Below are 26,253 nucleotides of genomic sequence, written 5' to 3' on the forward strand. Positions count from 1 at the left end.
GATCATACGCGATCATCGCTTATGACGGACGGCCCCTCGATCCGAGCCCGCAGGCTGCGCCGGGACGAATGTCAGATATTCTTCACGCGGTGACTCGGAACCCGCGAGATGTCCGTCGCCCCTGGCGACAACACGGAGCCGGCCGGAAGATCGGCCAGAACCAAGGCTCCCGCGCCGATGATGCAATCGGCACCGATTGTCACATGATCGCGGATCGTGACATTGACGCCTATGAACGTGCGCGGGCCCACTTTGACGCCGCCCGAGACCACGACGTGCGACGCGATGAAAACGTCTTCCGCAATCTCGCTGTGATGACCGATGTGGTTGCCGGACCATAGGGTCACGTTTCGCCCGACGTAGGCGAACGGTTGGATCGTGTTGTCTTCGAGAATGAACTGGTTTTCGGCCGTTTGAAAATTGGAGAATGTCGTGGCTCTCGTGCTGACGTAGCCGGCGATGCCGTATCCGAGCGCCACCGCTGCATCGACCTTCTCGCGACGCAGTTTATTCAGCTTCGTGTAGGAGAGCGCCACGAACAGGTCATGCGTGTCGGGCGAAAAACGTTCCGTGACCTCGTTGAACGCGACGAGGGGCTTTCCGCCGAACTCGGCACTCTGAACATAATCAGGATCGACCGTGAAGGCGGCGACCCGTCGCCCGGCGTCGGTCTCGAAGTAGAATTGCGCGAGTTCCGCGATCGGGCCCGTCCCGAAGATGATGATGTTCTTCAACGGAAAATCCCGTGGCCGTGTCTGGAGCTGACCATAGCATCGCGACCGGGACCGAACCAGTGCTGCGCTCGGGCGCACGGACGCGGTCCAGCACCGATCGACATCCGACAGCCGGGGCCGATGAAGCGGTGAACAGCGGCTCAGCCCATGAGTTCGAGGATGCGCCGCGCATTTTCCTGGGGCGACAGGTACGCTTCCGCGAAGGCGCGCCCCCGCCGGGCGAGCGCACAGAGCGCGTCACGATCCCGTTCCGCGGCCTGGAGATGGGCAGCGACCTCCCCGGGCGTCCGCGCGTCGAGCCCGGGGATCGGCTCCGGAAGCAGGCGTCCGAAGACGTCATTGCGCAGGTTGCCCAGGACGGGGCGGCCCTGGGCCAGACCATCCCGCAGAACCATGCCGGGCGCGCCCCCGCCCAGATGTTCGCAGACGATGTGCGCGTCTTGGACGGCCCGCACGTAATCCGCGAGCGAGAGTTCGCCCAGCCAGCTGACATGGGTTCCGATACCCAGCTGCCGCACGAGTTCCGCGGCGGCTTCGACATCGTGGCCCTTGCGCACCAGGATCAGTTCACCGGATCCGCCGGCGTGAACGTACTGCGCGAAGCCGTGCAGAAGGATATCCGTGCCTTTGAGATCGAGGCTCGAGCCCTTCGTTTCCGCCGTCGGAATCCATTGAAGGCGGGTTCCGTTGAGGATCCGCAGCCGCTCCGTCGCGGGTAGCTCGCTTGGGACGATGGACAGCGTGTCCGCCATGCCGATCCAATGGCGCCGTTCGTCCGCGATGCCGATGGCATCGATCACGTCATCGCCCTCGGGGATGAGGCCGCGCGGCGGGTACCCGAAGACCTCGGCCCCGAGCAAGCCCGACCGTTGCCGGGCGATGAAATCCGTGAAGCGCTTGATTTCGGCCCGGCCTCGGTAGGACCGCGCAAAATTCGGATCCCAGCTCGCGCGGCGGACGATGATCGATGCAAAATCCCCGAAATACGTGAGATCCGAGCCAGTGAGAAGGACCGCGTGAGGTCTGCCAATCGCGTCGGATAAGCCAATTCCATAATCATTAGCGATAATGTAATCGAAATTCTGACTTCGGATCCGAGACAGAACATCCATATAGGCAGCCGTCTCCCAGACAACGTCATCAAACGACATTTGAGAACAATCGACAATCCAATGTGGATAATTATTGGACAGGTCCGGATATTTCGATTCCGGCCTATGCAGTTGTTCCCCTCGCAGTAGATAAAGATGCGCGTCGACGCCTATCGCACGAAACCCCTCTGTCAGGAGAAGGGGATAATTATTCATATTCCCAAACACGCAGATCCGCTTGGACATCAATCACCTTACTGCATCCAATCAAAACATGGGCGCGCAGCGACCCGCGACGCGAAGGAGGAACATCTTAGCCGCTCGACGGATCAAACGGATGCAATACCATCACCAGCTCGTTACGTCGGTCAGGATCTCGCCTTCCGGATTAGAGCGACCGGCATCACTGGTCCGAATCTCGTATTGATCTCGATACTCGAAAGAAGCGCGAGGCGTTCGACGCGTCACAGGCGCACGAGGATCGTAAATTCCCACAAGCCATAATCGTGCAGACATGCGACGTGCCGCCCGAAGCGATCGTGGCACCACGCGAGACGTTCCAGTGGTTCTTCATAATGCAGGTCCGCTCTCCGCTTGTCCACGTCTGACCACAACGTGAGCGCGTTGAACCCGAAGCCGATGCGGGACGAATCTGCAAGCAGTTCTATCGTCCGGTCCACATGAGATTTCCAGCTTTCGGCCGACGCACCGCAACGGACATTGAGAACCCCACTCGCTATAGTGTAATCGCTGACATCTGATGGCTTCGGACCGGAACTCCATATTCGGTCTTGCCCCTCACCGTGAAGGTGACGCGCGTGGTCAATCATCGCCTGAGAGATATCATGGCCCAGGAAGCGTCCGACAAAGCCGTTCGCACGCAGAAATGTCAGAAAATCCCCATAACCGCATCCAAAATCTGTAATTGTCGCTTCGAATTGACCGCGGAGCAATCTCAAAAACTGCTCATGACGCAATTGATGCTGATCGGCATCATTCCAGTCCACGCCCCGGCTGTTATTTCCGTGGGTTGATATTTTTGAGCCATAATAATCCGCTATAGCAGAGAGACGGACGTCAGCGGACGACTGCGCCTGTTGATCCGTTGTCATGGTCGACCATCCCATCCATAAAGCTCTTACCTAACAACGCTCGCCCGCTTGTGCGACGCATGAACGTCTTGCGAGTTTCATCGAAGGAGCCAATTACGGTTGCCGGCGCATGATCGACCAGTCCGTCATCAGCGGAGAACACGACGTGATCTATCGCTCATTGCAACCCGATAGATTTTTGCAACGCAACCTATCTCTGACAACGTAGACATAGGACGAAATGTAAAGATCCATGATCCTATGCGACCCCACCCTGCAGATCGTTAATCATTTTTGGATCGCCAGACCGAAACCAGTCTTGCTGTATTCATTCCCGCAATAAAGCATGTATCGGGAGCCATTGTGGTCAAATACTGTCGGATACGCGACAGCTTCACTGTCCCAACCTTCAGCGGAGACCGTCAAGCCTGCTTCCGCGTCGTGTCGCTGCCAGGCCGTCCCGTCCAAGGAGGTTGCGAAGCCGATGCGGTAGCCGAACGTGTCGCCTCGGTACGAGTACCACATGCGGTACATATCGGCATCGCGGACGACGCAAGGTCGGCTGATCGCGACTTCATCGGGATGGGCGTGCGCGACCGCGACCCGGCCACCCGTCGTCCAGTTCAGGCCGTCTTCCGAGTCAGCGTAAGCAATGTGATATCTCGGCCGCGGCACACCGGCTCGTTCGCACCATGCGGTTCCGGAAATGTACCACATTCGCCACCGATCCTCGTCCCTTATGACATGAGGATTCGACACGAAGAGCGGGTCATGTACCGAACGGTCAATGATGGGCCCCTCGGAGTACCGTCGATAAGACCCATCCGTGCTTGCGTCGGATATGGCTAGGCCGATGGCATTTCTCCACGGCACAGTCGTTCCGGTGTTCCATCCAACATAATATAGGAGGCGACGCCCATTATGATGAACGAGGCACGAGCCCATGGCGCCCCGATCGTCAAAACATCCCAGGCGGCCAAATTTCAGATCCGGCTCGATCGACCAATCGAGGATGCGCGACGGTTCCTTTATGTCGACAATGATATGACAGACGTTTGATCGGCCGCTTTCGTCCCGAGGCGTAAAATAAATTCTGAAAACATCATCGTATAAATGTTCCGGAAACGGAACGGACGCGTGCGAAGTGAGCCACTGCGTTCGCTTATCAGCAACGAATATCCAACTTATCTTTTCCCACACCATCGGATCAGAAGCCTGCTCAAAAGGGGATCGCCGTCCTAGTCGATTCTTACAGTCGCGCATCGATGCCGATGCTGCAGGGCCCATCGAACGTCACTCGATTGGCCTCTTGCGAGACTCGTTCGCTCACAGACGCACCCACACAGATAGGGTCGCCGGAGTCCCGGAGGACCGACTCGTTACGTCTTTGCTGCGGCCCAATCGATATTTACACCGCATCGACGCGGAGCGCGCTCCTCGTTCCATCCGGACCGAGGGTCAGCAGCGGGTCGAGGATGGACACGGCGGGCTCGAAAGGTCCCCAAAGCTGCGGGTAGGCGCCGAGCCCGTCATAGGACATCCACTCGACTGAGATCCCGCGTGCGGCGAAGGCGGACTCATCGAGATACGCCCGTGCCGAAGGCCCGGAGAGGTAATGCGTCGCGCCGGCCGCCGCCGCGAGCGCGATGAGCCGTGCGGTCGGATCCATCGCGCGCAGGTCTTCGCGGGGGATGAGGTCGACATCGGCCGTGAAACGCGTGGTCAGGCCGAGGGCTGTCGCGATGCTCTGCGTGAGGTGCTGGTTCACCCGGGACAGCATCGGCTCCGGCCCGGCCGCCGCGTAGCCGTCGCGGACGAGGCCGATAGCCTGTCCGAAACCCTCCGCGCGAGCATAGGATTCCTCGATCCGACGCAGGTGCTGGGCCGCCCAGCCGGGCTCCGCAATCTCGATGGCGTCGATCGGCGCGTGGTAGTTGCCCTTCTGCTTGACCGGGATCGTCAGCCAAGCCGGTCCTTGCGCGGTCTTGATGCGGTTGCGCGTGCGCCAGTCACGCCGGGTGAACTGAACGCTGTCGAGGAACACGTATTGGTCGCAGCGCGCCATCAGGGCGAAGGCGCCGCGCCAGGGCACGTAGGACGATTGCACGATGGCGACGCGGAACACGGCACTCATCCGGCCGTGGTCGCGCAGGCCGTGACCGCGGCGACGACATCCGCCACGTCGGCGTCGGTCAGGCCGAGATGGATCGGCAGGCGGATCAGGCGGGCGGCGATGTCGTCGGTGACCCGCAATTCGCCCTGCGCGCGGCCGAACCGCAGACCGGCCGGCGACGAATGCAGCGGCACGTAGTGGAAGACCGCGTTGATGCCCGCCGCGTTGAGGCGCTCCAGGATTCGGGACCGGGTGCCGGGATCGGGGGCGAGGAGCCAGAAGATGTGGCCGTTGGCCTGCGCGCTGTCGGCCTCCGGCAGGGTGATCGCCCCGGTCGCGGCCAACGGCGCCAAGCCGTGCCGGTAGGCATCGTAGAGCGCCCGCCGCCGCGCCATGATGCGGTCCGCCTCCTCGAGCTGGGCGAGCAGGAAGGCCGACACGATCTCCCCGGGGCAGTAGGAGCTGCCGATGTCGCGCCACGTGTACTTGTCGATCTCGCCACGGAAGAACCGGCTCCGGTCGGTGCCCTTCTCGCGGAGGATCTCCGCCCGCTCAACGAGGCCGGGACCGTTGACGAGCAGGGCACCGCCCTCGCCGGAGATGATGTTCTTGGTCTCGTGAAACGACAGGCAGCCCAGGTGCCCTATCGTGCCGAGCGCGCGCCCCTTGTAGCTCGAGAGATGCGCCTGGGCCGCATCCTCGATCACCATGAGCCCGTGCGCCTCCGCGCGGGCCATGATCGCGTCCATCTCGCAGGCCAGGCCGGCGTAGTGGACCGGCACAATGACCCGCGTCCGCGACGTCACGGCGGCGTCGATCAGCCGCTCGTCCAGATTCAGGCTGTCCGGGCGGATGTCGACGAAGACCGGCGTCGCCCCCCGCAGGACGAAAGCGGTCGCGGTCGACGAGAACGTGAACGAGGGCATGATGACCTCGTCCCCGGGGCCGACGCCCGCGAGCATCGCGGCCATCTCGAGCGCGGCCGTACAGGAATGCGTGATCAGCGCGCGCTGGACCGGAAGGTTCGTCTCCAGCCACGCCTCGCAACGCCGCATGAACATACCGCCGCCGGCGATCGTCCCGTGCTCGACGGCTTGCGCGATGTAGCTCAACTCGCGCCCGACCATAGTCGGACGCCCGAAAGGGATTTTCATCGGTCGCGCGGCGTGGTCCGTCATACGGGCGTTCTTCGCCCTGGCGCCTGCCCAGTCAAGAGCAAGGTCCCGCGCAAGGGTTCCGGGCAAAGGACCTCGCGGCCCGTCCGGCGCCGAACGCGCGGCGATCCGACGCCCGGGCCGGAAAGGCTCAGCCGGGCTTGCGCGCGAGACAGGTCAGGAATTGGTTGGGCTCGTCGTTCCAGATTTTCTCCACCCGCAGACCGATGCGGTCCGAGAAGACGGCCGCGGCATGCTCGTTGAGGAACGTATAATGTGAAGAGACCACGTAAGGATCCGCATACATCGGCACTTGCCAGAAAAAATATCCGCCCGGGTTCAGTTTATCGGCGACGCTTTGGCCGACTTCCCAGAGCTTCGGAATGTGCTCCAGCGTGTGCCAAGCGAAGACCGCATCGACCGTTCCGGGGACCTCGTCCAGGTGCGAGCCGATCTTCAGCCGGTCCGCCAAACCGAAATGCGGCACCATCCGATCAAGCGTGGAGCGATTGATCTCTAGGGCCCAGACCTCGTCGAAATGGCTGCACGCGGCCGCAGACAGGAAGCCGAGCCCCGCACCGAGTTCGATCGCGCGCCGCAGGTTCGTCGTCTCGACCGATTGCAGGAACCAATCGAGCAGCCCCCTGTGCAGTTCGAGACGGCCCGCGAGATCTCTGACCGCGTCATCGACGGGATAGAACACGCGCGAGGCTTCTTCCTGCATATCCTCCGACGCGCCGAGATCGGACAGGGCCTCCGACACGTTGGTCATGTTCACGAGAGACGTGCAGATCTGGCAGGTGAAGAATCGGACTCTGTTCCCGGCCACATCCAGTCGCGTCGCGTAGGGACGAAACTGCTTCGTGAACCCACAACAGGGACAGGCGATCCGGCTGTCGGGCAGCGCATCGTCCGTGAGCTTCAGCTCGCGCGCAGCTTGGGGCGCTCGAACGGAGTAGCGGCGCGTCGATTGCGACGGATCGGCATTGTCGGACGTGGAAAACATCAACGCCTTACCCCAATGGGAGAAGCGTCCGCCGCCTGTCTGTCGGATGTCGTCATGCAAGCTATGCGGCGGGCCGAGCGGGCGCCCGTTCTCAAACAGCTGTAACGGCGACTTCAACGGCTCATCGAGACTGTCGCCGCTGGCAAAACGAGAGTCCAAATTGACGGTCCAGCAGTGATCCGACTCCCGCTTCATATCCTTCTTCGACAGCTCGACTTCCAGGTTTTGCATCGCCATCTTTCGCAGGTCTCTGTAAATCTATTGGGGGCGGATTTTCGTTTTGAAGAACAATCTGTAAATTTTAATCCGCACAACGCGTGTCAAGTCCTCGGAGAAATGCCCTCACTTCGAGCACCATCTTGTAGCGACCAAGCCGGCTCAAACAAATGTCCGGAATGCTCCTCGTCGACCACGACGTGCTATCCGCCACGGAAGCCGTCTCCGAACCGCTGGCGCACGCCTCGTCGGCATCGGATAACGATGATCGCGAGGCGCCCGGCCGCTCGGAGGTGGCCGCATGCCGGAGCGTCGCCGGAAGTCGACATCGTAGCGGGGCTTTCCAACGATGCGGCCTCACTGGTTGGACGTTCGAAGCCCCGGTGGTATACGCCGGCCCCGATAGGACGGACAACATGGCGTCGGCGCCCTAACCCCCGCACGTGGGCTCCACCCCCCGCACGTGGGCTCCCCGGAGGCGGCGCATCGCTGACCGAGGAACCAGAGAGCGATGTGTGGAATAGCAGGCCTTTTCGCTCCGCGCGGTGCCTCCGTCGAGCCCGAGTCCATGCGCCGGGCCGTAGCCTCCATGACCGGCTCGATGCACCATCGCGGCCCCGATGCGGACGGCCTCTGGGCGGACGGCGAAGGACGCTGCGTCCTGGGGCATCGGCGGCTCAGCATCATCGACACGACCGAAGCCGGCGTTCAGCCGATGCACAGCGGCAGCGCGCGCCACGTGATCACCTTCAACGGTGAGATCTACAACTACCTGGAATTGCGGCCGCGCCTGGAAAAGGCCGGCATCACGATCCGCGGGAAGACCGACACCGAGGTGCTCCTCGAAGCGGTCGCGCATGAGGGGCCGTCCGTCCTGTCGCGGCTCGACGGCATGTTCGCCTTCGCCGTGTTCGATCGGCGCGACGGTTCGCTCCTGCTGGCGCGGGACGCCTTCGGCGAGAAGCCGCTCTACATCACCACCCTCCGCTCCCGGGCCGTCGCGTTCGCCTCCGAGCTCCAGGCCCTCGAGCGCTGCGAGGGCTTCGACGCCCGCGTCGACGTGTCGGCGATGGCCGAGGTGCTGTCGTTCCAGTATATCGGCGCGCCGCGCTGCATCTACCGTAGCGTCCGCAAGCTCCTGCCGGGCCACTGGATGCGGATCCACGCCGACGGCCGGATCGAGACCGAGCGCTTCTTCAGCTTCAGGCCGGGCCGGGACGGCTATTCCGACCGGCCCCTGGCCGACCTTGCCGACGAACTGGAAGAGATCCTCGTCCGCAGCATCGACCGGCGGATGATCGCGGACGTCCCGCTCGGAGCCTTCCTGTCGGGCGGCGTCGATTCCTCGACCGTCTGCGCCCTGATCCGCCGTCGCCTCGACCGGCCGCTGAAGACGTTCTCGATCGGCTTCGAGGGGGCGCCCGAGAGCGAACACCTCACCGCGCGCATCTTCGCCCAGCATCTCGGGACCGAGCACCACGACGAGATCCTGAACCCCGACATCTCGGCGTTCCTATCCGGCATCGGCGCGCGCCTGGACGAACCGAACGGCGACAGCTCCTGCATGCCGACCTACCTGCTGTCCCAATTTGCCCGGCGGCAGGTCACCGTCGCGATATCCGGCGACGGCGGCGACGAACTCTTCGGCGGCTACGGCCGCTACTTCGCGACCCTCGGCGAGGCCGAGCGGCGCGCACGCGGCGAGATCGGCAGCGAATGGACACCCGGGGACGCCTATTTCGGCAACCGGATCCTCGTCGCCACCGAGCACCATATCAAGGAATTGTTCGGCTTCGTCCCGGACGGCTTCGCCGCGCACCTGGGCCATCTGCGCGAGGAGGTGAATGCCAGCGGCGACGGGCTTCTCGCCGAGCTGCGGCGCACCGACGCCGACAATTACATGCCGGGCGCCGTCCTGCCCAAGGTCGACCGGATGAGCATGCAATGCTCGCTCGAGGTCCGGACGCCGTTCCTGAACATGGAACTGGCGCGCTTTGCCGAGCGCCTGTCCCCCTCGGTCCTGATCAGCGGGCTGCGGGGCAAGCTCGTCCTGCGCGAGATCGCCTACCGCTATCTCCCCCGCGACCTCATCGACCTGCCCAAGCAAGGCTTCGCCCTGCCCCTCTCCGACTGGGCCCGCACGAGCATGCTGCAGGTCGCAGGCGGGATGCTGGAGGATCCGGACAGCCGCCTGCGGGCCGTGTTCGGCTCCGAGGGCATCGCGCGTTTCCTGGGGCGCCAGCGCAGCCCGGGCAACTTCTCGCCCTATCAGGTCTGGGGCGTCGCGATGCTGGAATCGTGGCTCCGCCACCATTCGGTCGACCTGCCCGGGCGGGCGAGCTACGCGCTGCCGCCCGAGGTCACGGGGGAGGGCGACGTGAAGGCCGCCCCGGCAGCGCCCCAGGACGCGGATGACGCCGCGCGCTGGGCTGCTCTGCCGGTGACCTCCCGGATCTTCATCGTGGCGGAGACCCGGCTGCCGCGGGGCGCGCGGATCACCACCGACGAAGCGCTGGCGTTGCTGCCGACGGACCTGCGCATCCTCCTGCTCGGACGCGTCGCGACGATGCCGGCGGCCGATCCGCTCAACGCCGCAACCGCAGAACGCCCGATCGTGGAGTTCAGGGGATCCAGCCGGTCCCTGAAGGCGGCCACCGTCCTGCTCTACGGCGTCAACGCGGATGGTTGCCCCGAAGCGTTGTGGAAGGATCTCGACGACGCCGGCGTCCGGCATCTCCTCGTCCGCTCGGCGCACAATTGGACGGTGGTCCATCAATTCACCTTCTCCCAGCACAACCCTGTCGCCCGCCTCGCCGCCGTCGCCCGGCTGTTCAAGAAGCGCGAAGCCTTCTTCTCCGCGAACCCGGTCGCGAAACGGTTCGGGGCAGCCGACATCGTCGACGATGCCGGACTGGATCTCCGGACGGTCCAGCTGACATTGGGCACCGAGGACGACCGCGATCGGGAATCCTCGGACCGCTTCACCGTGTTTCGCGGGTTTCGGCAGTTGCTCCCCTTCGAGCGTCCGTTCGACGAGGTCAGGAAATCCCCCGACCGCTACACGGTCTGGAACCGCCGGCTCTACGTCGGCAAGGACGACGGGCAGGGCGAGTCCAGCACCTACTGGGCCGTGTCCAACGACATCGCGGCCGAGAACGATCTCCCGGTCCGCCGACGCGACATCGCGGTGCCACTCTTCCAGCCCGGCTCCGGCATGCCGGTCGTCGAGCGTGCCCTCGCGGTGCCGATCAACGATGTCGCGCTGCAACCGGGGGATCCCGTGGTCGTGTGCACGCACGGGCTTCCTCCGGGCGGCGCCGAACGGCAGTGGGTCTACCTCGCGCAGGCGCTCAAGGCCGAAGGCTATGACGTCACCTTCGTCGTAGTCGACAAATTGCAAGACACGAACAGCTATCTCCGCCTGCTGAAGAGCCATGACATACCGGTGATCGACGGACGGTCCTTCAGCGACATCCAGAAGCTGCAGATGTGGCCGGATCACGTCATCCCGCTCGGCGACCTGAACGGCTTGCCCGACCCCTACGAGGCCTTGGCGATCACCAGCGCCCTGATGGCCGTCCGGCCGAAGGCCGTCTTCCTGCAACTCGACGGCCCCAACACCATCGGGGGCATCGCGGCGCACATCGCCGGGGTCGCCCACATCCTGCTGTCGTTCCGGAACTACAATCCGTCGCACTTCAGTTACCTGGCAAACGACTGGTTCAAAGAGGTGTATCGGGCGCTGGCCCGCTCGCCGCGCGTCAAGCTGTCCGGAAACTGCATCGCGGCGAACGACGACTACGCCGATTGGATCGGCGTCCCGCGATCGGCGGTGACCTTCATCCCGAACGCCATCGATCCCGATCTCTTCGCATTGCCGGCCGATGCCGACCTCGCGGCGGCGCGCCGTTCCCTCGGCCTGGACGAGCGCATGCCCGTGCTGCTCGGCGTTTTCCGGCTGTCGGAAGAGAAGAACCCGCGCCTTTTTCTCGATGTCTGCAACCGCATTCTGACCGAGCGGCCCGACGTCAGGATCCTGATCGCCGGGATCGGTCCGGGTCTCAATCAGATGCTCGACTGGGCGGACGCGCTGGGTCTGGCCGACAGGGTCACCTTCCTCGGCAAGCGCACCGATGTCGGGACGCTCATGCGGCTCGCATCGGTTCTTCTGCTTACCTCCAACATCGAGGGCATGCCGAACGTCCTGATGGAGTCGCAAGTGATGGGGACGCCCGTGGTCGCGACCGATGTCGGCGGCGTGCGCAGCGTCGTGGTGGATGGAACCACCGGGTTCGTGTGCCCGCCCGGCGATGCCGCGGCACTGGCCAGGGCGTGCCTGCGTCTCGTCGCGGACGAGACCCTGGCGCAGCGCATGGGTCTAGCCGGCCGGCGGCACATGCTCGAAGGCTTCACGAAGGTGGAGTTAGGACGACGGAGCCTGGCCTGCCTGACCGCGGGCGACCCTGTCGTGCCGCCGAGACGCGCACCGGTTTCGGCGTGAGTTTCGCGCCATGACCGTGCGGTCGCCAGCGCCGTCCGCACCGCGGGCGGCGCAAACGGGTGCGCTGCTCATCGAGCCCGACGCAGCGCCTCGGCGCCGCGACCGGACTCATGCTAGGGCTCTCGCCGCGGTCCGGCGCAGCCGCGCGCACGGCTTTCCTCGAGAAGATGACCTCAGATCATGACCGACTTGGTGACATCGGTGGCCGCTGGACCTGTCGATCCCGGTTCCCTGTTCGATCCGATTTGGTACGCCGCGTACGGCGATGATCTGCCCGCGGACCGTGACGCCCGCCTGCGGCATTATCAGGACCAAGGTTGGCGGAAGGGTCTGGAGCCGCACCCGCTCTTCGACGGCCGTTGGTATTGCGCCCGTTACGATGTTCCGGGAGATCTCGACCCGCTGAGTCATTATCTGACCGAGGGCGTACGAAAGGGCTGCAATCCGCATCCGCTCTTCGACGGCGATTGGTATCTCAGCCATAATCCGGATGTCATTTCGGCCGGCTTCGAGCCCTTGACCCATTTCGTCCATAACGGCGAACGCGAAGGCCGCTCCCCGCACCCGCTGTTCGACCCGGCTTGGTACCGCCAACGCAACGGAGAACCCGAGCTGCCGCTGCGGCATTACTTGGCCGGACAGGGCGGCAACCCGCATCCGCTGTTCGATGACGATGTCTACCGGAGTCACGCGCCCGAAGCGCTCGACCCCGCCACGCCCGCACTCCTCCATTATGTGCTCGACGCTTGGCGGGCGGATTGCCGTCCGACGCCGCTGTTCAGCAACGCATGGTACCGCGAACGATACGCGGCGCTGCTTCGGCCGGACGAGAGTCCGCTGGCTCACTATGTCCGCGCGGGATGGACGCGGGGCTGCCTACCCCATCCGCTGTTCGATCCGATCTGGTTCGAGCAGTCGGGACCGGACTGTTTCGGGCATGGCGAGATCCCGCTGGCGCGCTACGCGACGGTCCGAGAGTGGGATCGACGTTCGCCGCACCCGTGTTTCGATGCGAAATGGTATCTTGAGACCAACCCGGACGTCGCCGAGCACGGGAGCGATCCGTTGCTACATTTCCTCGATTACGGCTGGCGCGAGGGCCGATGGCCCAACCCGAACTTCGATACGCGGGGTTACCTGGAGGCCTATCCGGATGTCGAAGCCTCGGGGATCGATCCGCTGACTCACTTCGTGACCAAAGGCGCGGATGAGGGCCGGACCACGCGGGCGCCCTTCGCGGTCCCGGACCGATCCGACGTCCGGTCAAGCCTCTGATGGCTGGCGGGACGATGATGATGCATGGCGACCACAGCAGTTCCGAAAAACTCGGTGACCCGATGAATCCGGCCGCACAATTCGACGCCGAGGCCGCCCGCTTGATCTTCGCGCGTCTGACGGATCAGAACCGGAAGCTTGAGGAGCGCCTGAACGACGCGCTCGTAAGGCTGAAGGATCAAGCCGCGACCGACGCGCAGGTCGATGCGCTCGTCCGCGCGCTCCACGAGGGGCCCGATCGGGCTAAGGCGATGAATTCCAGCGCGCGACACCGTGAGGCCCAACTCCGACACAGCATCGCCTGTCTCTCGGCGGAACTCGAAGAGGCGCGCGGCCTGATTGCCAGCCTCGCCCGGGAACGCATCCCGCCCGCGCGATGAGGGACGCAGGTCATGGCCGCCCGACCTGCGGGCGGAGCACCGCAGGCGACCTGAACGCGTCGCCGCTCCTGCGAGTCTGGCGCCCGGAAGGGCTCGGTGCCCCCGCTGGGTGGGGTGGCCCACCCGATCTCGCGGATCGCATCACGGTCCCGCGCGGCGGGCCGGAGAGGTAAGGACAAAGTCTCGCCCGATCGCATCGTGTACGTCTGCCCCACCGCGCTGCTTGAGCAGCCAGCGCATCGCCATCCGCCATCCTCCCACACCGGCAACACCATCATGGGCATTCCCACACTCGACCTGCTTCGGGAGCCGGTACGCATCGTCCCGGATTTCAGGCTCACATGGTGCGACCAGAGCTGCTTTTGGGAGACGACCCCCAAATTCACCCCGCCGTCCTATCCGCGCCTGATGACGATCGCGCAGGAGGGCCCGGTCGAAATCCGCTTCAGCGCACCGGCCGCCGCGCTCGACCGCCTCGCATTCCGCGTCGGCGCGCACGTTGCCGGTCAGGACATGCCCCTTCACGTCCGGCTCGTCGATCGCGCCGGCGCAATCTTCGAAGCCAAGCCGATCTTCCCGAAGCCGGGTCCGGACGGCATGGCGGATGTTGAGATCAACCTCGCGGCCCATCGTTTCGAAATCGGGGCGACCTACACACTCCTACTGTCGCCGGCGTCGCGCGGTCCGCGCTCCCCCTTCGCGATCTTCTGCGCCTTCGCCTTCGAGGGCCGCTATGAGTTCGAGAAGCGGCTGATGGGCTTCTGCACCGAGCGCCTGTTCGTGACCGCGCGCCCTGCACCGACGATCGGCAGCCTGGAGGCCCCGATCTGCATCGTCGTGCCGGAGCACATCGCCGCCGATCCCGACCGCCTGAATGCGTCCGTCCGAAGGCTGCAGAACCTGCTTCCGTCGGGCGAGATCTGTGTCGTCCGACTGGCGGAGCTGCTCGGCCATTGGTCGACGATCGCCTCGCGCAAGCTCGTGGTTTTCTGCGGCGTCTACGAGCCGCGCGTCTCCGACCGCGTGACGTTCGATGACCTCTGCTTCGCGTTGCATCGCCTCGGCATCGTCACCGTGTTCTACAAGGCGGCCGGCGACGGGGCGGCGTCCGGATCCGGGTCCCATACCCTCGGCCATCTCGCCACGCTCAGACGCCAGCAGCGGCAGCAACGACGGCGCTGCCACTTCATCCTAACGGACGGCGACAGCCCCGTCTTAGAAGCCAATTTCCAGAGCAGTGAGGCGGCCCAGACCGGGAACACGGACGGGAGCGGCTTCGACTGGACGGAGCTCGTCCGCCAAGCGGAGCGGCGGCGCAAGCCGCACATCGTGATCGTCTCAGTGCTCTACAAGAAGGCCGACATCATCGACCAGTTCCTCGGCCGGATCAGCGCCCAGAGCTACGACGGCCCGATCACGACAGTGCTGGTCGACGACGCCTCGCCGCAGCCGGATGCGGTGCTCGCGCGCGCCTACTCCACGCTGCTCGACGGGGATCGACCGTGCTTCGCCGGCCCGCGCGACGTCCGCGTGGTGGCCAACCACGCGAACCTCGGAAACTGCGCCTCCCGCCTGGCCGGGCTCGACGCCGTCGTGGGGGACATCTACATCGTCATCGACTGCGATTGCCTGCTGAACCGGGATTTCGTCGCCGCCCACGTGTTCGAGCACTGGGACGACGCGGTCGATGTCGTCATCGGTCCGCTCAACATCGAGAGCCAGGAGCGGGATCCGCTGGAGGTCCTGTTCGATCTGGAGCGTGAGCCCGCAGCCGTTCTCAAGGCGATGGAGCTCCAGGACAGCGTGCAGTGGGACGGGTTCCTAAACGGCATCACACGCAACTTCTCAGTCAAGAAGCGCCTGGTCGACGCCGAGGATCTGTTCGATCTGGACTTCTCCTACTCGTCTAAGCCCGGATCCGGCTTCGGTTGGGAGGACGTGGAGATGAGCTACCGGCTGTACCGGAAGGGAGGGGCGTTCCGCTTCACCGATAAAGCCTTCTCGGTGCATTGCTCACACACCTCGTCCGTGCCTGAGGCCGCGAAGGTCAGAGGGTCGATGCGCAACTTCCTGCGGCTGTTCGAGAAGCACGAGGATCTGGCCCTCGTGGCCCGGCGCTGGGCAGTCGACACGTACGGCCGCATCATGGACTGGGCCGCCTGGGAGAAGGTCGATCTCGGAGAGGACGGGGCCGCGCTGTCGCGCCTGTTTGAGGCCGAGGCGGGGCGACAGAAGCCGCTCACGCTCTCATACCGCCGCGGTCAGACGCGCCCGTTGCGGATCCTGAATTACCGGTGGCACTGTCCGCATCAGTACGAGCTGTACAAGCTCCCGCATGAATTCACGCTGGCGACCGATCTCGGCATCGGCATGGTCGATAGCTGGGGCTACAATCAACGACCGTTCCGCCCGAACGTCAGAATGGTCCCGTCCGCTCAGATCGACACGCGAGACTTTGACGTGGCGATCCTCCACTTCGACGAGAACGTCTTCGCGGCGGAACTCACGAACGGCATCATACCCGCCGTATGGGGCGATCCGTTCCGGCGCTTCCTGGCGATCGACGACCTGCCCAAGATCGCGATCTGCCACGGCACGCCGGCCTTCGAGGGCCAGTACGGGCTCGATCCGAGCCGGAAGCACAGGTTCAACCAGGTCGAAGCCAAGCGTCTCGATCTCGTCGAGCGGCTCAGGGCCGCCGGCGTGCGCGTGGTCTGCAACTCGCATCAGGCGCTGGACGAGTGGCAGTTCCACGACGCGCGCGTTATCTGGCACGGCTTCGATCCGCAGGAATTCCCGGCGGGCACCTATCGGCGCGACATCCTCGCTTTGGAAGCGGACAAGCATCGGCCGCACTACAGGGGCGCATGGGAACACGAGTTGGTCCTCAAGGCACTCGACGAGTCGATCCGGGTCGAGACGGCCGAGCATCCCGGCGCGGCCCTGGAGATCCGGGACGGCAACGCGTTCGCGAGCAAGAACTTTCGATCCTACATCGACAGGATCCGGCAGTTCACGGTCTACCTCAACACGACGCTCAAATCGCCCATGCCCCGGTCGCGGGGCGAAGCCATGATGACGGGTGTAATCCCCGTCTGCCTGAACAACCATGACGTGTCACTCTTTATCGAGAACCGGGTCAACGGCTTCTTCGCCGACACGCCGGAGGAACTGGCCGACTACATCAACCATTTGTTCCGGAACCGCGCCGAGGCCGTCCGGATCGGCGCCGCGGCGCGGCGCACGGCGCTCGATGTCTTCAATCACGACCGGTATCTGACCAACTGGACTCAACTGCTAGCCGATACTGTCGGCGCGCGGCTCGACCTCGACCGTTCGATCGGCTGAAAGCGCCGGATGGACAACGGGCGGCTCCGGCGACAGGCCGGCAGTCCTTGCACGGGCGAGGCGCGACCGTCGACCTGTTTCGTGGGCCACGCTCACGTGACCATCGCCACCAGTTGCGCCTCGCTGTGCCACCGTCCGATGACGACACGGCCTCGGAGACGACCGGATGATGCCGCCGAGAGTTCAGGCCTACATTTTTCTCGCGATAATCGTTGCCGTATAGGTCTCCAGATCTTCGTCCGAGAGATTTTCATACTCCGGGAGCAGGTTACCTCGAATTTGCTTTGAGGACTCGGATTTCCAGCGGTCGATGTGCAGGATTTCTAATCCCGATCGCCGCATGATTTCGACCATACGGCTGAGTCTTACTCTGTTGATCCCATTGCCGTCACCACCGCCGGGTGTCATATAGGCCCATCGCAGTGGGGTGAGACCCGCATGGAAATTGTGGTCCGAAAAATCGATCACATGACACATATGACCGCCCGGCTTGAGCTTGCCGATAAGCATCGAAAAAACTTCGTCAAGCTTCATGATATGCTCGAATACGGCAATAGAGTATATCAGATCCAAGTCGGAAATATTGTCATATTGCTCAGCTAGGCCGTTACGGTAATCGACTCCGGTACGATCGAACGACCCTGCGAGCCGGCCCGAAGACAGATTTGATAGATCAAATTGGGCGGCCCGTTCGACCAATCTCGAAGGATCCGAGCGGCCTACCGTCCATGCCTTAGGATCCTGGAGGGCAAGCAGGAGAAAGTGCAGGACCATGCGCGCCGCGTCGGCCTCATCCGCGATCGGCAGGGGTTCGACGGAGAAGCTTGTGGTCGCTCCGTTGATGTAGAGGAACGTGGACATGAGGTGCGGGGCGGTATGGCCCGAGCCGAAATCGAGTGCCCTCATCCCATCGAGAGCGACAAAATTCCATAACGACTTGATGTAATTCAGCTGGTCACGATACTTCCGTGGGCCGTACGGATACAGCCAGTTGTCGGACAATATAGAATTTAATTTCTGAGACGCCTCGTGGAGGAACGGCCAGTCGAATGGTGTAAGCCAGCGCTGCTCGCTGGCGAACTGCTCCCGCACCTTCGTCGCGGCCTCCTCAGACATCAGCAGCCGAAGCCGATCGAAGACCTTGTGCTTCTCGAAGCTCGTGACAAGTTCAATAGCTGCACGAATAACTTCGACAGAAGGATCGTCTTCAATATTCATTCGCCTGATCTCGGTTTATGACCGTGCGCTTAACGCACTACTCTTTCAACGATGATCTCTGCACTTTGACAACGTAACGACGCCCATTCGATTTTGGATCGCTGTTGTCCGAGGTCGCGAAGTACAGTTCGTGCCGCCAATGGGTGAACCGACCCGCGCCGCGCTGCTGGATTTCGACGTGCGGCGTATGTGAGGGGCCGAGTGGCCGATCGTCTTCGAAGAGTTGCATCTCGGACCAGCGCCCGTGACTGCCGTCGTTTTCCTGCACCTGCGACAATTGATAGACCCAGCTGAACCCACCGCTTGAAGCGACACGCTCGCAATCGATATCGATGAAGACATGAGGATCATCAGCCTCGTTGGGCGGCTTGGCGACGGCGGCGTCCTTGAGGGCAGCTATCAGATCGCGGGCGCTGCGACCCCGTTCACGCACCATCTCCGAGCCCGCCTCGTCCCGGCGAAGGACGAAGGCGGCGGTGTCAATGCGCAAGTCGTTTTCCGGCCACAGCCGGTAGGATGAGCGGCCAGTGCGGATGCGCGGCAACGCGTCCTGAAAGTACGCCTCTTCGGGTACAGAGGTCGGGATGCGTGCGACGACCTCAAGGCCTTCCGCCTCGAACGCGGCCCAGAACTCACTCGATCGGATGCGGTTGCCCATCTCAAAGAAGGCCGGCTCCGCAACGCGGAGGAACTCATCGTCGGCCGGAATGAGGTGCTCCAACGGGCGCTCGAAGAACGCATGATAGCGCATGTCAATGCCGTGATACGAGATCGCCCCCGGGACACTGACGCGGCTGAGCTCCCGCACGACCGCCGAGAGATCGGAGATATGCTCCAAGACTGCGAACGAGGTTATCAAGTCGATGCTCGCGGTCGCGATCGAGGACAGATCTTCCGCCGGCTCCTCCAGCAGTTGAACGCCCGAATTCGCATAGCCTCCGTCCGCCAGACAGCGCTTCAATGCGTCGGCTGGGCCGTCCCATCGCCGCAGCAGCGTCTCGTACAGCGGCCGATGGTAGTCCTCGTACCACCGTGCGAGAAAGCGATCGGCCACTATGACGCTAGCGCCTTGGGACGCCAGCAGAAGCTGTGGGCCGAAATCTGATCCGGGCCCGATCTCTAGGATCTTGAGGCCGGAGATCGGCTTCTGCACATACGACAAGGCTATAGAGTACAAATTATTGTAGATTTCTATGGCTCGGACAGCCGCTTTCTCAATATCGGCCCGCGAACGCGATCGATAATTGACAGGCTCATACATCCTATCGTGCCTCCTCTTCGGCTTTCTCGATACAGCAGCGTTCCGCGCTAGGCCCGACAGCGCCCCCTCATTCGTCTGCTAAGGACGCGTTATGCCGATCTATGCCCGCGCCGTCGATAGCACCCCGGGCTCTAGCCGCACGAGCCGGATGCATTGATCCCGGATCAGCAGCCAAGTGCTGCCAAGGTGCACGACGAGGCTCGGATGCCAGTCCGGCGCCCGTGGCCCCGAAGCGTAAGACCAGATCCTTGAGGACGAGCAGATTTTGGGCGTCGGTCATCGCGCCGTGGATCAAGCCGATACTCGCCAGGTCCTCCAAGCTCGGGCTTACGCCCGCAGACGGCGATTGGCGCCGACGCGGCGCTCACAAAGCCCGGGTGAGCAGCTCTGGAGGTCATCGCTCAGAGCCGGAACCTCCGCAGCCGCCCGAGGGACTGACATACTGGCCTTCCACAATCGACTGCGCTCACAATGGCCTTCGTCAACGTGTCTTGAGGGTCGCTGGCGGAACGTGATTTAGCGCGACGGGCTGGGGAGGAAACGCGAACGCCTTGCGTCGGTCACCGGATTGCCGGGACCGGCTGCCCTCCTGGGACGCTGCATTCATGGACGCCATGTCGAAGGCTCGGTGCGTCTGGCTGGATCCCGTGATGCCTGACGGTTCGCAAGCTGCGATGCATTGCGCTCACGAAAACCCCACCTTGCTCATGCTTGGTCTGATGCCGCCAACGGATTGTCGGGCTTGGGCCAAATCGTAGCTCCGTCCGCCACGGAGCGCAGCACGGTGCATCCGACACCGATCATGGCCCGCTCTCCAACCTTCAGGCCCTGCAGCACCTTGGCCAGGGGGCCGACCAAGCTGTAGCCGCCGATCGTACAGCGACCACCGATGAAGGCGGCCGGCGAAATCGTAGTGTTGTCCCCGATCTCCGCATCGTGGCCGATGATGGCGCCGGTATTCAGCACGGAGAACCTACCCAATCGCGCATCGAGGTTGACGATCACGCCATGAGCGACGAAGGCGCCTGCGCCCAGCGCGACGCCTTGGCTGACGATCGCGTGCGGCGAGACGAGGGGTGGGCAGGGCAGGGCGTGGCGGTCCAGCCACGCGATGATCTCTGCCCGCGCCTGGATCGCGGCCCGGCTCACGCCACCCACGGCCAGCGCCACACCGTCGTATTCCGCGCGATCGACCAGCAAGTCGTCGAGGTAGCCGCGATACCGGCCGACGGCGACCTGTGGGGCGGTCGAGTAGGTCGACGCGATGGTGTAGCCGCACAACTGGGCGACCTCGGCAATTTCCTTCGAGAAGCCGCCGCCGCCGATCAGCGCCAGGTTCTTGCCGCCGCCCGTCACAGCGCGGCCCCGCCGTCGACCCGCAGGATCTCGCCGGTCACGTGCCGCGCTTGCGGCGACATCAGGAACGCGATGGCGTCGACGACTGACGCCACCGTCGCCGCCCCGGCCGGGCTCCGCTTCTCTAGCGTCGCCTTGAAGTCGTCGCCGTACAGGCGCGCATGCGCCTGGGTCATCTCCGTGTCGAGCCAGCCCGGCGACACGGCGACGGCCCGCCGGGGCGCGAGTTCCCGCGCGAGGCCGCGGATCAGGACGTCGAGCCCCGCCTTCGAGGCGGCGTAGGGAACGATCGCCGGCTCCGGGCGCTGGGCGGCCACCGAGGAGACGGCGCAGAACACGGCGTCCCGGGTCGAGATCCGGGCACTGCCGAAGGCTGCTGCGAACAGGGTCGGCGCGACGAGGTTCGTCGTATAAAGCCGCTCAACCTCCTCCGCCCCGAGGCTGCGCATCGGCTTGATAACCTGCACGCCCGCGCAATAAACGAGGCCCGTCAGGGGACCGCGCTCGGCGACTACGGCTTGAAGCACGCCGCCGATCGCCGCCAAGTCGGTCACGTCCGCCGCAACCGTCGCGATCCCAGCACCGGCGAGCTCGGCCAGCCGGTCCGCCCGGCGAGCGAGGGCGGTGACCGCGCCCTGCCCGGCGAACCTCTCCGCGACGGCCCGGCCGATGCCGCTGCTCGCTCCGACGACGAGGATGTGTCCCGCGGCCTCCGCCATGCTCAACCCCGGTCTCAGGCGGCCAGCTTTGTGCCGGCCATAGCCAAGAGGTCGTCGGCGGTCGCGGCCTCCGCGATCCGCGCCGGCTCGACCTCGAGACCGAGCGTGTCGAACAGCGCCATGATGTTGAGGATGCCGAGGGAGTCGAAGGTCTCGATCTCGCCCAGCCTCTGGCCACGCGCGAGCGGCCCTGGCTGATCCAGGATCGCGCCGAGCTCGTCCAGGAACCCAGCCTCGGTCATGACGCACTCCCCTCGAACTTCAGGACGGGCGGTGCGTAGAGCCCGTCCATTGTGACCGCGCACGCACCCCAGCTCAGGCCCACGCCGAACCCGGCCAGCACCGCGCGCAGCGGCCGGTGCGTGAAATCCTCCGCCAGGAATCCCGAGATCGTGCCCGGGATCGAGGCCGAATTCTGGTTCCCGTAGACGGATTGCGTGCCCGAGGGAAGCTTGCTGTCGTCCAGGCCGAGCCGCCGCTGCAGGTTCTTGAGAATGTACTTGTTCGGCTGGTGCAGCACGTAGAAGTCCGGCTCCTCCGGCCGCCAGTCGGCGGCCGACAGGATGTCGGTGATCAGCGCCGGCACGCGCTTCAGCGTGAAGTTGAACACCTGCGCGCCGTCCATGTGCATGGAGGCGGGCTTGTCCCGGTCCTCGGGATCCGCGCGTAGGCCGCTGTGCGGGATGAACAGGGCCTTCTCGCCGGAGCCGTCGCTGTGGAGCTGGAACACGCTCTCGGTCGCGCGCCGCTCGACCAGCACGGCGGCGCCGGCATCGCCCATGATCGGGGTGATCGCCCGGTCGTCCCGGGCGACCATCCGGCTCGCCACGTCGCCGACGCAGAGCAGGATCCGCCGCAGTCCCGATTCCACGAGGCTGTATGCCACCGAGAGCCCGTACACGAAGCCGCTGCAGCCCAGCCGCATGTCGAAGCAGAGCGTGTCGGTGCGCATCCCGAGCCGGTGCTGCATCGAGATCGCGGTTGAGGGCGAGCTGTAATCCGGTGTCTGGGTGACCAGGATCAGCCCGTCGAGATCCTCCGGCCGCAGGCCGAGGCCGTCGAGGAGATGCCGGGCCGAGTGCAGGCACAGGTCGGCCGTCGTGGTGTCGACGCGGACGACCACGTGGCGCGTGATGAAGCCCATCGCGCGCTTGAGCCGCTCGGCCTCCTCGGGCGCCATCCCGAGATCGGCGGCTTCCGCATCGAAGGCGAGCGCGCGGCCGCCGACCGTGGTGACCAGTCCGGCGAGGCCGGCATTCCGGAAGCGCAGCTCAGCCACGGGCGACTGCGTCCGCTACGTAGTCGAACCAGCTCTGCAGCCGCCGTAGCGGCGAGCGGGTGCTGTCGAGGATGCTCTCGTCGGCGAGCGGCACGTAGCGGCCCACGGTCTTCTCAACCTCGGATTCGGTCTCGAGCAGCAACTCCACCACCGCGAAGGAGTCGATCCTGTCGAATAGGTCGTCCTCCGGGCCGAGCGCGCTCAGCTCCGGGCGCCCCCAGGTCTCGATCAGACGGTTCAGGGTGGTGCAGGCCGCGGTGGCCGCGCCATCACTCCGCGACGATGTGGATGTATGCGGTGTCATCCGGTCCTCGAGTCAGTCGATAGTTCTTGCCATCGGGGCCAGAGCCGAGGAGTTCGAACCCGTTCTCGTCCAGGAAGGTCTCGACCATCCGGTTCTTCGTGCTCGGGCGATACTGGGCCCGCAGCTCCGGATCGGCCTCCTTTCGGCAGATGTAGCGCAGAACTTGGCTCTCAATGCGGCGCCCCAGCGCCCGGCAGCTCATCAGGAAGGTCTCGAGCGCGCCATTCCGGACGATGGCGACTCCGACGATGCCCATATCGCCGAAGCGATCGACCACCCGGGCCGCGTAGACGCTGCCCTCATGCATGGCGGTGGCGACCTCGTCCTCGGTGTAGCGCCGGGTGATCAGGTTGAACTGGTTGGTCTTGTTGATCAGCTGCGTGACGCGCCGCAGGGAGCCCGGATTGTTGCGGGCGATGTGAACGCAAATCTCCAGCGAGGCGAGGTACTCGTCCATCGAGGCGGCCGAGCGCTGCAGCTCCTGCCGCTGCGCCTCGCCCCGATACTGATCGGTCTTGGCCAAATCCTCGGCGGTCACGTTCCGGGCGCGCAAGGAGGCGATGCCGTCGAGTAGGGCCATGGCCTGCTCGGGCCGCGTCCGGTCGAACAGGTGGCACTCGACGCCGGGGAGCCGGGCGCGCACCTCCTCGATCTCGAACGGGTTGTCGTCGAGGAAGATGAAGCTGTCGAGGCCGAGGTTCAGGGTCGCGGCGAGGTCGCGGATGTTCTCGCTCTTCTCCGACCAGTTGCTACGGTAGGACACGAAATCGTCGAGGCGGAGCGGCATCGCGCGCTGGGCGAAGACCGCGCGGAAATCCTCCTCGTTGTTCTTGGTCACCGCGCAGAGCAGGATCCCGAGGCCCTTCAGGCGCAGGAGCTGGCGCTGGAGCTGCGTGTGGACGATCCCCGGATAGTCGCTGTCGACCTCCAGGTTCTCGACGCCGTCCTCGCCGACGACGCCGCCCCAGAGGGTGTTGTCGGCGTCGACCACCACCACCTTGCGCCGCGCCCGCAGCCGCGCCGCGACGGCGTCGGCGTAGCGCTCGCTGAGCGCGTCCACGGCGGCCGGGGCGTAGGGCATCTGGTACATGTACCGGTTGCGCTCGCGGAAGGCGTTGGCGAAGCCGAGCAGCGCCAGCGCGCCGGCGGCGTCGACGACGCTGACCCGCTCCTGCACCCGGGCGAGGTCGAACAGCACCGCGTTCACCCGCGCCAGCGCCTCCAGCTGGTCGTGGAGGTCGCTCTCGACGGAGGAGACCGGCACGAACGGCACGGTGTTGAGGATGATCGTCCCCGGTGCCCGGGCGAGCCGCGCCGAGACCAGCTCGGCGAGGCCGCGCGCGCGGTCCACGGCCGCCTCGTCCGGGGCGACGTCGAAGAACCAGCGGTGGTCGAGATGAACGATCAGGACGTCGGCGGCGGCGGGTCCCGCCAGCACCTGCTCGATCTGCCCGATGGGGAGATGCTCGCACGAGACCGTGGCGAGATTCGCGAGGCGGCCCGCCACCTTCCCGAACGGGTTGGTGACGACGTTTCCGACGAAACCGATCGACAGGGCGCGAGCCGTGGTCATCCTCGATACCGGTCCCTGCGACACCCTGCGGATGCCTGCCCTCCGGCGATCGACCGGCCCCTTTCCGTGCGTGCGAGCGCCGCCCTCTTGCGAGATCGCGTGCCATAAAGCAAGGGGCCGGGCATCCGGCGGCCGGCCGGCCCGGCCGGGGCGTGGACCGGACGGGGACCGGCCGAGGAGGAGCTGCGCGATGAACGGATCCGGTTCGGACGAGGCCGCCGCTACGACGCGGACCTGGACCGAGGCCCATCAGGCCGCCTTCGCGCGGGCGACCGGCGACGTGAACCCGATGCACATGGACGCGCGGATGGCCCGGCGGACGCTCGCCGGCGAGCGCGCCGTCCACGGTGTCCACGCCGCCCTCTGGGCCCTCGATGCCTGCGCGGACGCCCATCCCCTCGACCGGCTCGCGACGCTCCAGATGCGGTTCGAGCGATTCGTGCTGGTCGGGGACCGCACCGTCCTGACGGTCCACGAGGCGGACACGCGGCAGCTGCGCCTGTCCCTGGCGGTGGATGGCGTCCGCACTCTGACGATCCAGGCGACCTTCGCGGCGGACCGGGCCCCGGCCCAAGCGGTCGAGGCGGCGCCGACCGCGATCCCCGCGGAGCCGGTCGCCCGCGATCCGGCGGCGCTGCCGGGCCTCGCCGGCGCCTTCGCGCTGCCGGACCCGGCGGCGATCGCCGCGCTGGCGCCGCGCCTCGCCCGCGCCCTCGGCCCGGGCCGGGTTGCGGCCCTGGGGGGTCTCTCGACACTCGTCGGCATGTTCGTGCCCGGCCTCCACTCGATCCTCTCGAAGATCGACGTGACCGTCACAGAGGGCGGAACCGGCTTGAGCCTCGGCTACGCCGTGAAGCGGTTCCAGCCGATGCTGCAATCGGTGACGCTGGACGCCGTCGGCCCCGGCCTCGTCGCCCGGGTCGAAGGCTTCGTCCGCCCGCGGCCGGTGGAGCAGGAGAGCCTGCGGGAACTCGCGGCGCTGGTGGAGCCGGGCGCCTTCGCGGCGGTGTCCGCGCTGATCGTCGGCGGGTCGCGGGGCCTCGGCGCCGCGACCGCCAAGCTGATCGCCGCGGGGGGCGGGGCGGTCTGCATCACCTACGCGTCCGGCGCCGACGAGGCGGAGACGATCGCCCGGGAGATCCGCGACGCCGGCGAGCGCTGCCAGGTCCTCCGCTACGACGCAGCCGAGCCGACCGCGCCGCAGCTGGCGGCGCTGGCGATGCGCCCGTCGCAGCTCTACCATTTCGCGACGCCCCGCATCTTCCGCCAGAAGCGCGCCCCCTTCGAGCCGGCCTGCTTGGACGAGATGATGCGCGTCTACAACACCGCCTTCTACGAGCTGAGCCAGTTCTGCCTGGAGCGCGGCGACGCCCTGGCGGCCTTCTACCCGTCGACCAGCGCCATCGACGAGGCGCCCCGCGACACCCTGGAATACGTGATGGCCAAGATCGCTGGCGAGACGCTCGCCGCGACCCTGGCGCGCACGCTCCCGAACCTGCGGACCGTGATCGAGCGGCTGCCCCGGGTGAAGACGGACCAGACCGCCACGATCTTCCCCGTGCCGGCCGCCGCGCCGAGCGCGCTGATGCTGCCGATCATCCGGCGGATGTCGGCGGCCGCCTGACCCGTGGGCG

General features: G+C 65.2%; 20 protein-coding genes. 5 read left to right on the forward strand and 15 right to left on the reverse strand.

The features are described from left to right. Positions 1 to 71: 71 nt before the first annotated feature. The 7 genes from LOK46_RS06215 to LOK46_RS06245 all read right to left on the reverse strand — a co-directional run bounded on the left by LOK46_RS06215 (position 72) and on the right by LOK46_RS06245 (position 7,426). Positions 72 to 734: an acetyltransferase gene (locus tag LOK46_RS06215; RefSeq protein ID WP_273562969.1), complete on the reverse strand. Its 663-nt coding sequence runs from the start codon at positions 732 to 734 to the stop codon at positions 72 to 74. Positions 735 to 874: 140 nt separating this feature from the next. Beyond that, positions 875 to 2,071 (reverse strand): hypothetical protein, encoded by a 1,197-nt coding sequence (locus LOK46_RS06220; protein ID WP_273562970.1) that lies wholly within the window; start codon positions 2,069 to 2,071, stop codon positions 875 to 877. A 218-nt stretch (positions 2,072 to 2,289) separates the two neighbouring features. Beyond that, positions 2,290 to 2,937, reverse strand: a complete 648-nt coding sequence (locus tag LOK46_RS06225; protein ID WP_273562971.1) for a class I SAM-dependent methyltransferase — start codon at positions 2,935 to 2,937, stop codon at positions 2,290 to 2,292. 267 nt (positions 2,938 to 3,204) lie between these two features. After that, entirely contained in the window at positions 3,205 to 3,633 is a 429-nt protein-coding gene (locus LOK46_RS06230; protein WP_273562972.1) for a hypothetical protein, read from the reverse strand. 691 nt (positions 3,634 to 4,324) lie between these two features. Then, positions 4,325 to 5,050, reverse strand: a complete 726-nt coding sequence (locus LOK46_RS06235) for a WbqC family protein (RefSeq protein WP_273562973.1) — start codon at positions 5,048 to 5,050, stop codon at positions 4,325 to 4,327. Continuing rightward, the gene (gene rffA / locus LOK46_RS06240) at positions 5,047 to 6,183 is read right to left on the reverse strand and encodes a dTDP-4-amino-4,6-dideoxygalactose transaminase (protein WP_273562974.1); all 1,137 of its coding nucleotides are present in this window, start codon (positions 6,181 to 6,183) and stop codon (positions 5,047 to 5,049) included. Before rffA ends, LOK46_RS06235 begins: the two co-directional genes overlap by 4 nt. Before the next feature lie 151 nt (positions 6,184 to 6,334). Beyond that, entirely contained in the window at positions 6,335 to 7,426 is a 1,092-nt protein-coding gene (locus LOK46_RS06245; protein ID WP_273562975.1) for a class I SAM-dependent methyltransferase, read from the reverse strand. Positions 7,427 to 7,973: 547 nt separating this feature from the next. Between LOK46_RS06245 and asnB the strand changes: the two genes are divergently transcribed. The 4 genes from asnB to LOK46_RS06265 all read left to right on the forward strand — a co-directional run bounded on the left by asnB (position 7,974) and on the right by LOK46_RS06265 (position 16,909). Next, positions 7,974 to 11,906, forward strand: coding sequence for an asparagine synthase (glutamine-hydrolyzing) (gene asnB, locus LOK46_RS06250; RefSeq protein ID WP_273562976.1), 3,933 nt, complete (start codon positions 7,974 to 7,976; stop codon positions 11,904 to 11,906). Between the two features lie 180 nt (positions 11,907 to 12,086). Then, positions 12,087 to 13,181, forward strand: a complete 1,095-nt coding sequence (locus LOK46_RS06255; protein ID WP_273562977.1) for a hypothetical protein — start codon at positions 12,087 to 12,089, stop codon at positions 13,179 to 13,181. Continuing rightward, on the forward strand, positions 13,181 to 13,561 hold the full coding sequence (locus LOK46_RS06260) for a hypothetical protein (RefSeq protein ID WP_273562978.1): 381 nt from the start codon (positions 13,181 to 13,183) through the stop codon (positions 13,559 to 13,561). Before LOK46_RS06255 ends, LOK46_RS06260 begins: the two co-directional genes overlap by 1 nt. A 198-nt stretch (positions 13,562 to 13,759) precedes the next feature. Then, positions 13,760 to 16,909 carry a glycosyltransferase gene (locus tag LOK46_RS06265; RefSeq protein ID WP_273562979.1) on the forward strand — a complete coding sequence of 1,050 codons (3,150 nt, stop codon included), beginning with the start codon at positions 13,760 to 13,762 and terminating at the stop codon, positions 16,907 to 16,909. Between the two features lie 189 nt (positions 16,910 to 17,098). Here the strand turns inward: LOK46_RS06265 and LOK46_RS06270 are convergent, their stop codons facing one another. The 8 genes from LOK46_RS06270 to LOK46_RS06305 all read right to left on the reverse strand — a co-directional run bounded on the left by LOK46_RS06270 (position 17,099) and on the right by LOK46_RS06305 (position 24,619). After that, complete coding sequence (locus tag LOK46_RS06270) at positions 17,099 to 18,127, reverse strand: methyltransferase domain-containing protein (protein WP_273562980.1); 1,029 nt, start codon at positions 18,125 to 18,127, stop codon at positions 17,099 to 17,101. 37 nt (positions 18,128 to 18,164) lie between these two features. Beyond that, positions 18,165 to 19,388 carry a class I SAM-dependent methyltransferase gene (locus LOK46_RS06275; RefSeq protein ID WP_273562981.1) on the reverse strand — a complete coding sequence of 408 codons (1,224 nt, stop codon included), beginning with the start codon at positions 19,386 to 19,388 and terminating at the stop codon, positions 18,165 to 18,167. Between the two features lie 705 nt (positions 19,389 to 20,093). Continuing rightward, complete coding sequence (locus LOK46_RS06280) at positions 20,094 to 20,744, reverse strand: PglD-related sugar-binding protein (RefSeq protein WP_273562982.1); 651 nt, start codon at positions 20,742 to 20,744, stop codon at positions 20,094 to 20,096. Continuing rightward, the gene (locus LOK46_RS06285; protein ID WP_273562983.1) at positions 20,741 to 21,463 is read right to left on the reverse strand and encodes an SDR family NAD(P)-dependent oxidoreductase; all 723 of its coding nucleotides are present in this window, start codon (positions 21,461 to 21,463) and stop codon (positions 20,741 to 20,743) included. The genes LOK46_RS06280 and LOK46_RS06285 overlap by 4 nt, the downstream gene beginning before the upstream one ends. Before the next feature lie 14 nt (positions 21,464 to 21,477). Then, a complete protein-coding gene (locus LOK46_RS06290) occupies positions 21,478 to 21,705 on the reverse strand; it encodes a hypothetical protein (RefSeq protein WP_273562984.1) in 228 nt (75 codons plus the stop codon). Then, complete coding sequence (locus tag LOK46_RS06295; protein ID WP_273562985.1) at positions 21,702 to 22,742, reverse strand: ketoacyl-ACP synthase III; 1,041 nt, start codon at positions 22,740 to 22,742, stop codon at positions 21,702 to 21,704. The genes LOK46_RS06290 and LOK46_RS06295 overlap by 4 nt, the downstream gene beginning before the upstream one ends. After that, positions 22,735 to 23,046 (reverse strand): hypothetical protein, encoded by a 312-nt coding sequence (locus LOK46_RS06300; protein ID WP_273562986.1) that lies wholly within the window; start codon positions 23,044 to 23,046, stop codon positions 22,735 to 22,737. The genes LOK46_RS06295 and LOK46_RS06300 overlap by 8 nt, the downstream gene beginning before the upstream one ends. After that, a complete protein-coding gene (locus LOK46_RS06305; protein WP_273562987.1) occupies positions 23,012 to 24,619 on the reverse strand; it encodes an HAD-IIIC family phosphatase in 1,608 nt (535 codons plus the stop codon). The genes LOK46_RS06300 and LOK46_RS06305 overlap by 35 nt, the downstream gene beginning before the upstream one ends. Positions 24,620 to 24,809: 190 nt before the next feature. Here LOK46_RS06305 and LOK46_RS06310 point away from each other — a divergent pair, with 190 nt between their 5' ends. Further along, positions 24,810 to 26,243, forward strand: coding sequence for an SDR family NAD(P)-dependent oxidoreductase (locus tag LOK46_RS06310; protein ID WP_273562988.1), 1,434 nt, complete (start codon positions 24,810 to 24,812; stop codon positions 26,241 to 26,243). Positions 26,244 to 26,253: the final 10 nt, after the last annotated feature.

Origin of the sequence: Methylobacterium sp. NMS14P (assembly GCF_028583545.1) — a bacterium.
Taxonomy (GTDB): Bacteria; Pseudomonadota; Alphaproteobacteria; order Rhizobiales; family Beijerinckiaceae; genus Methylobacterium.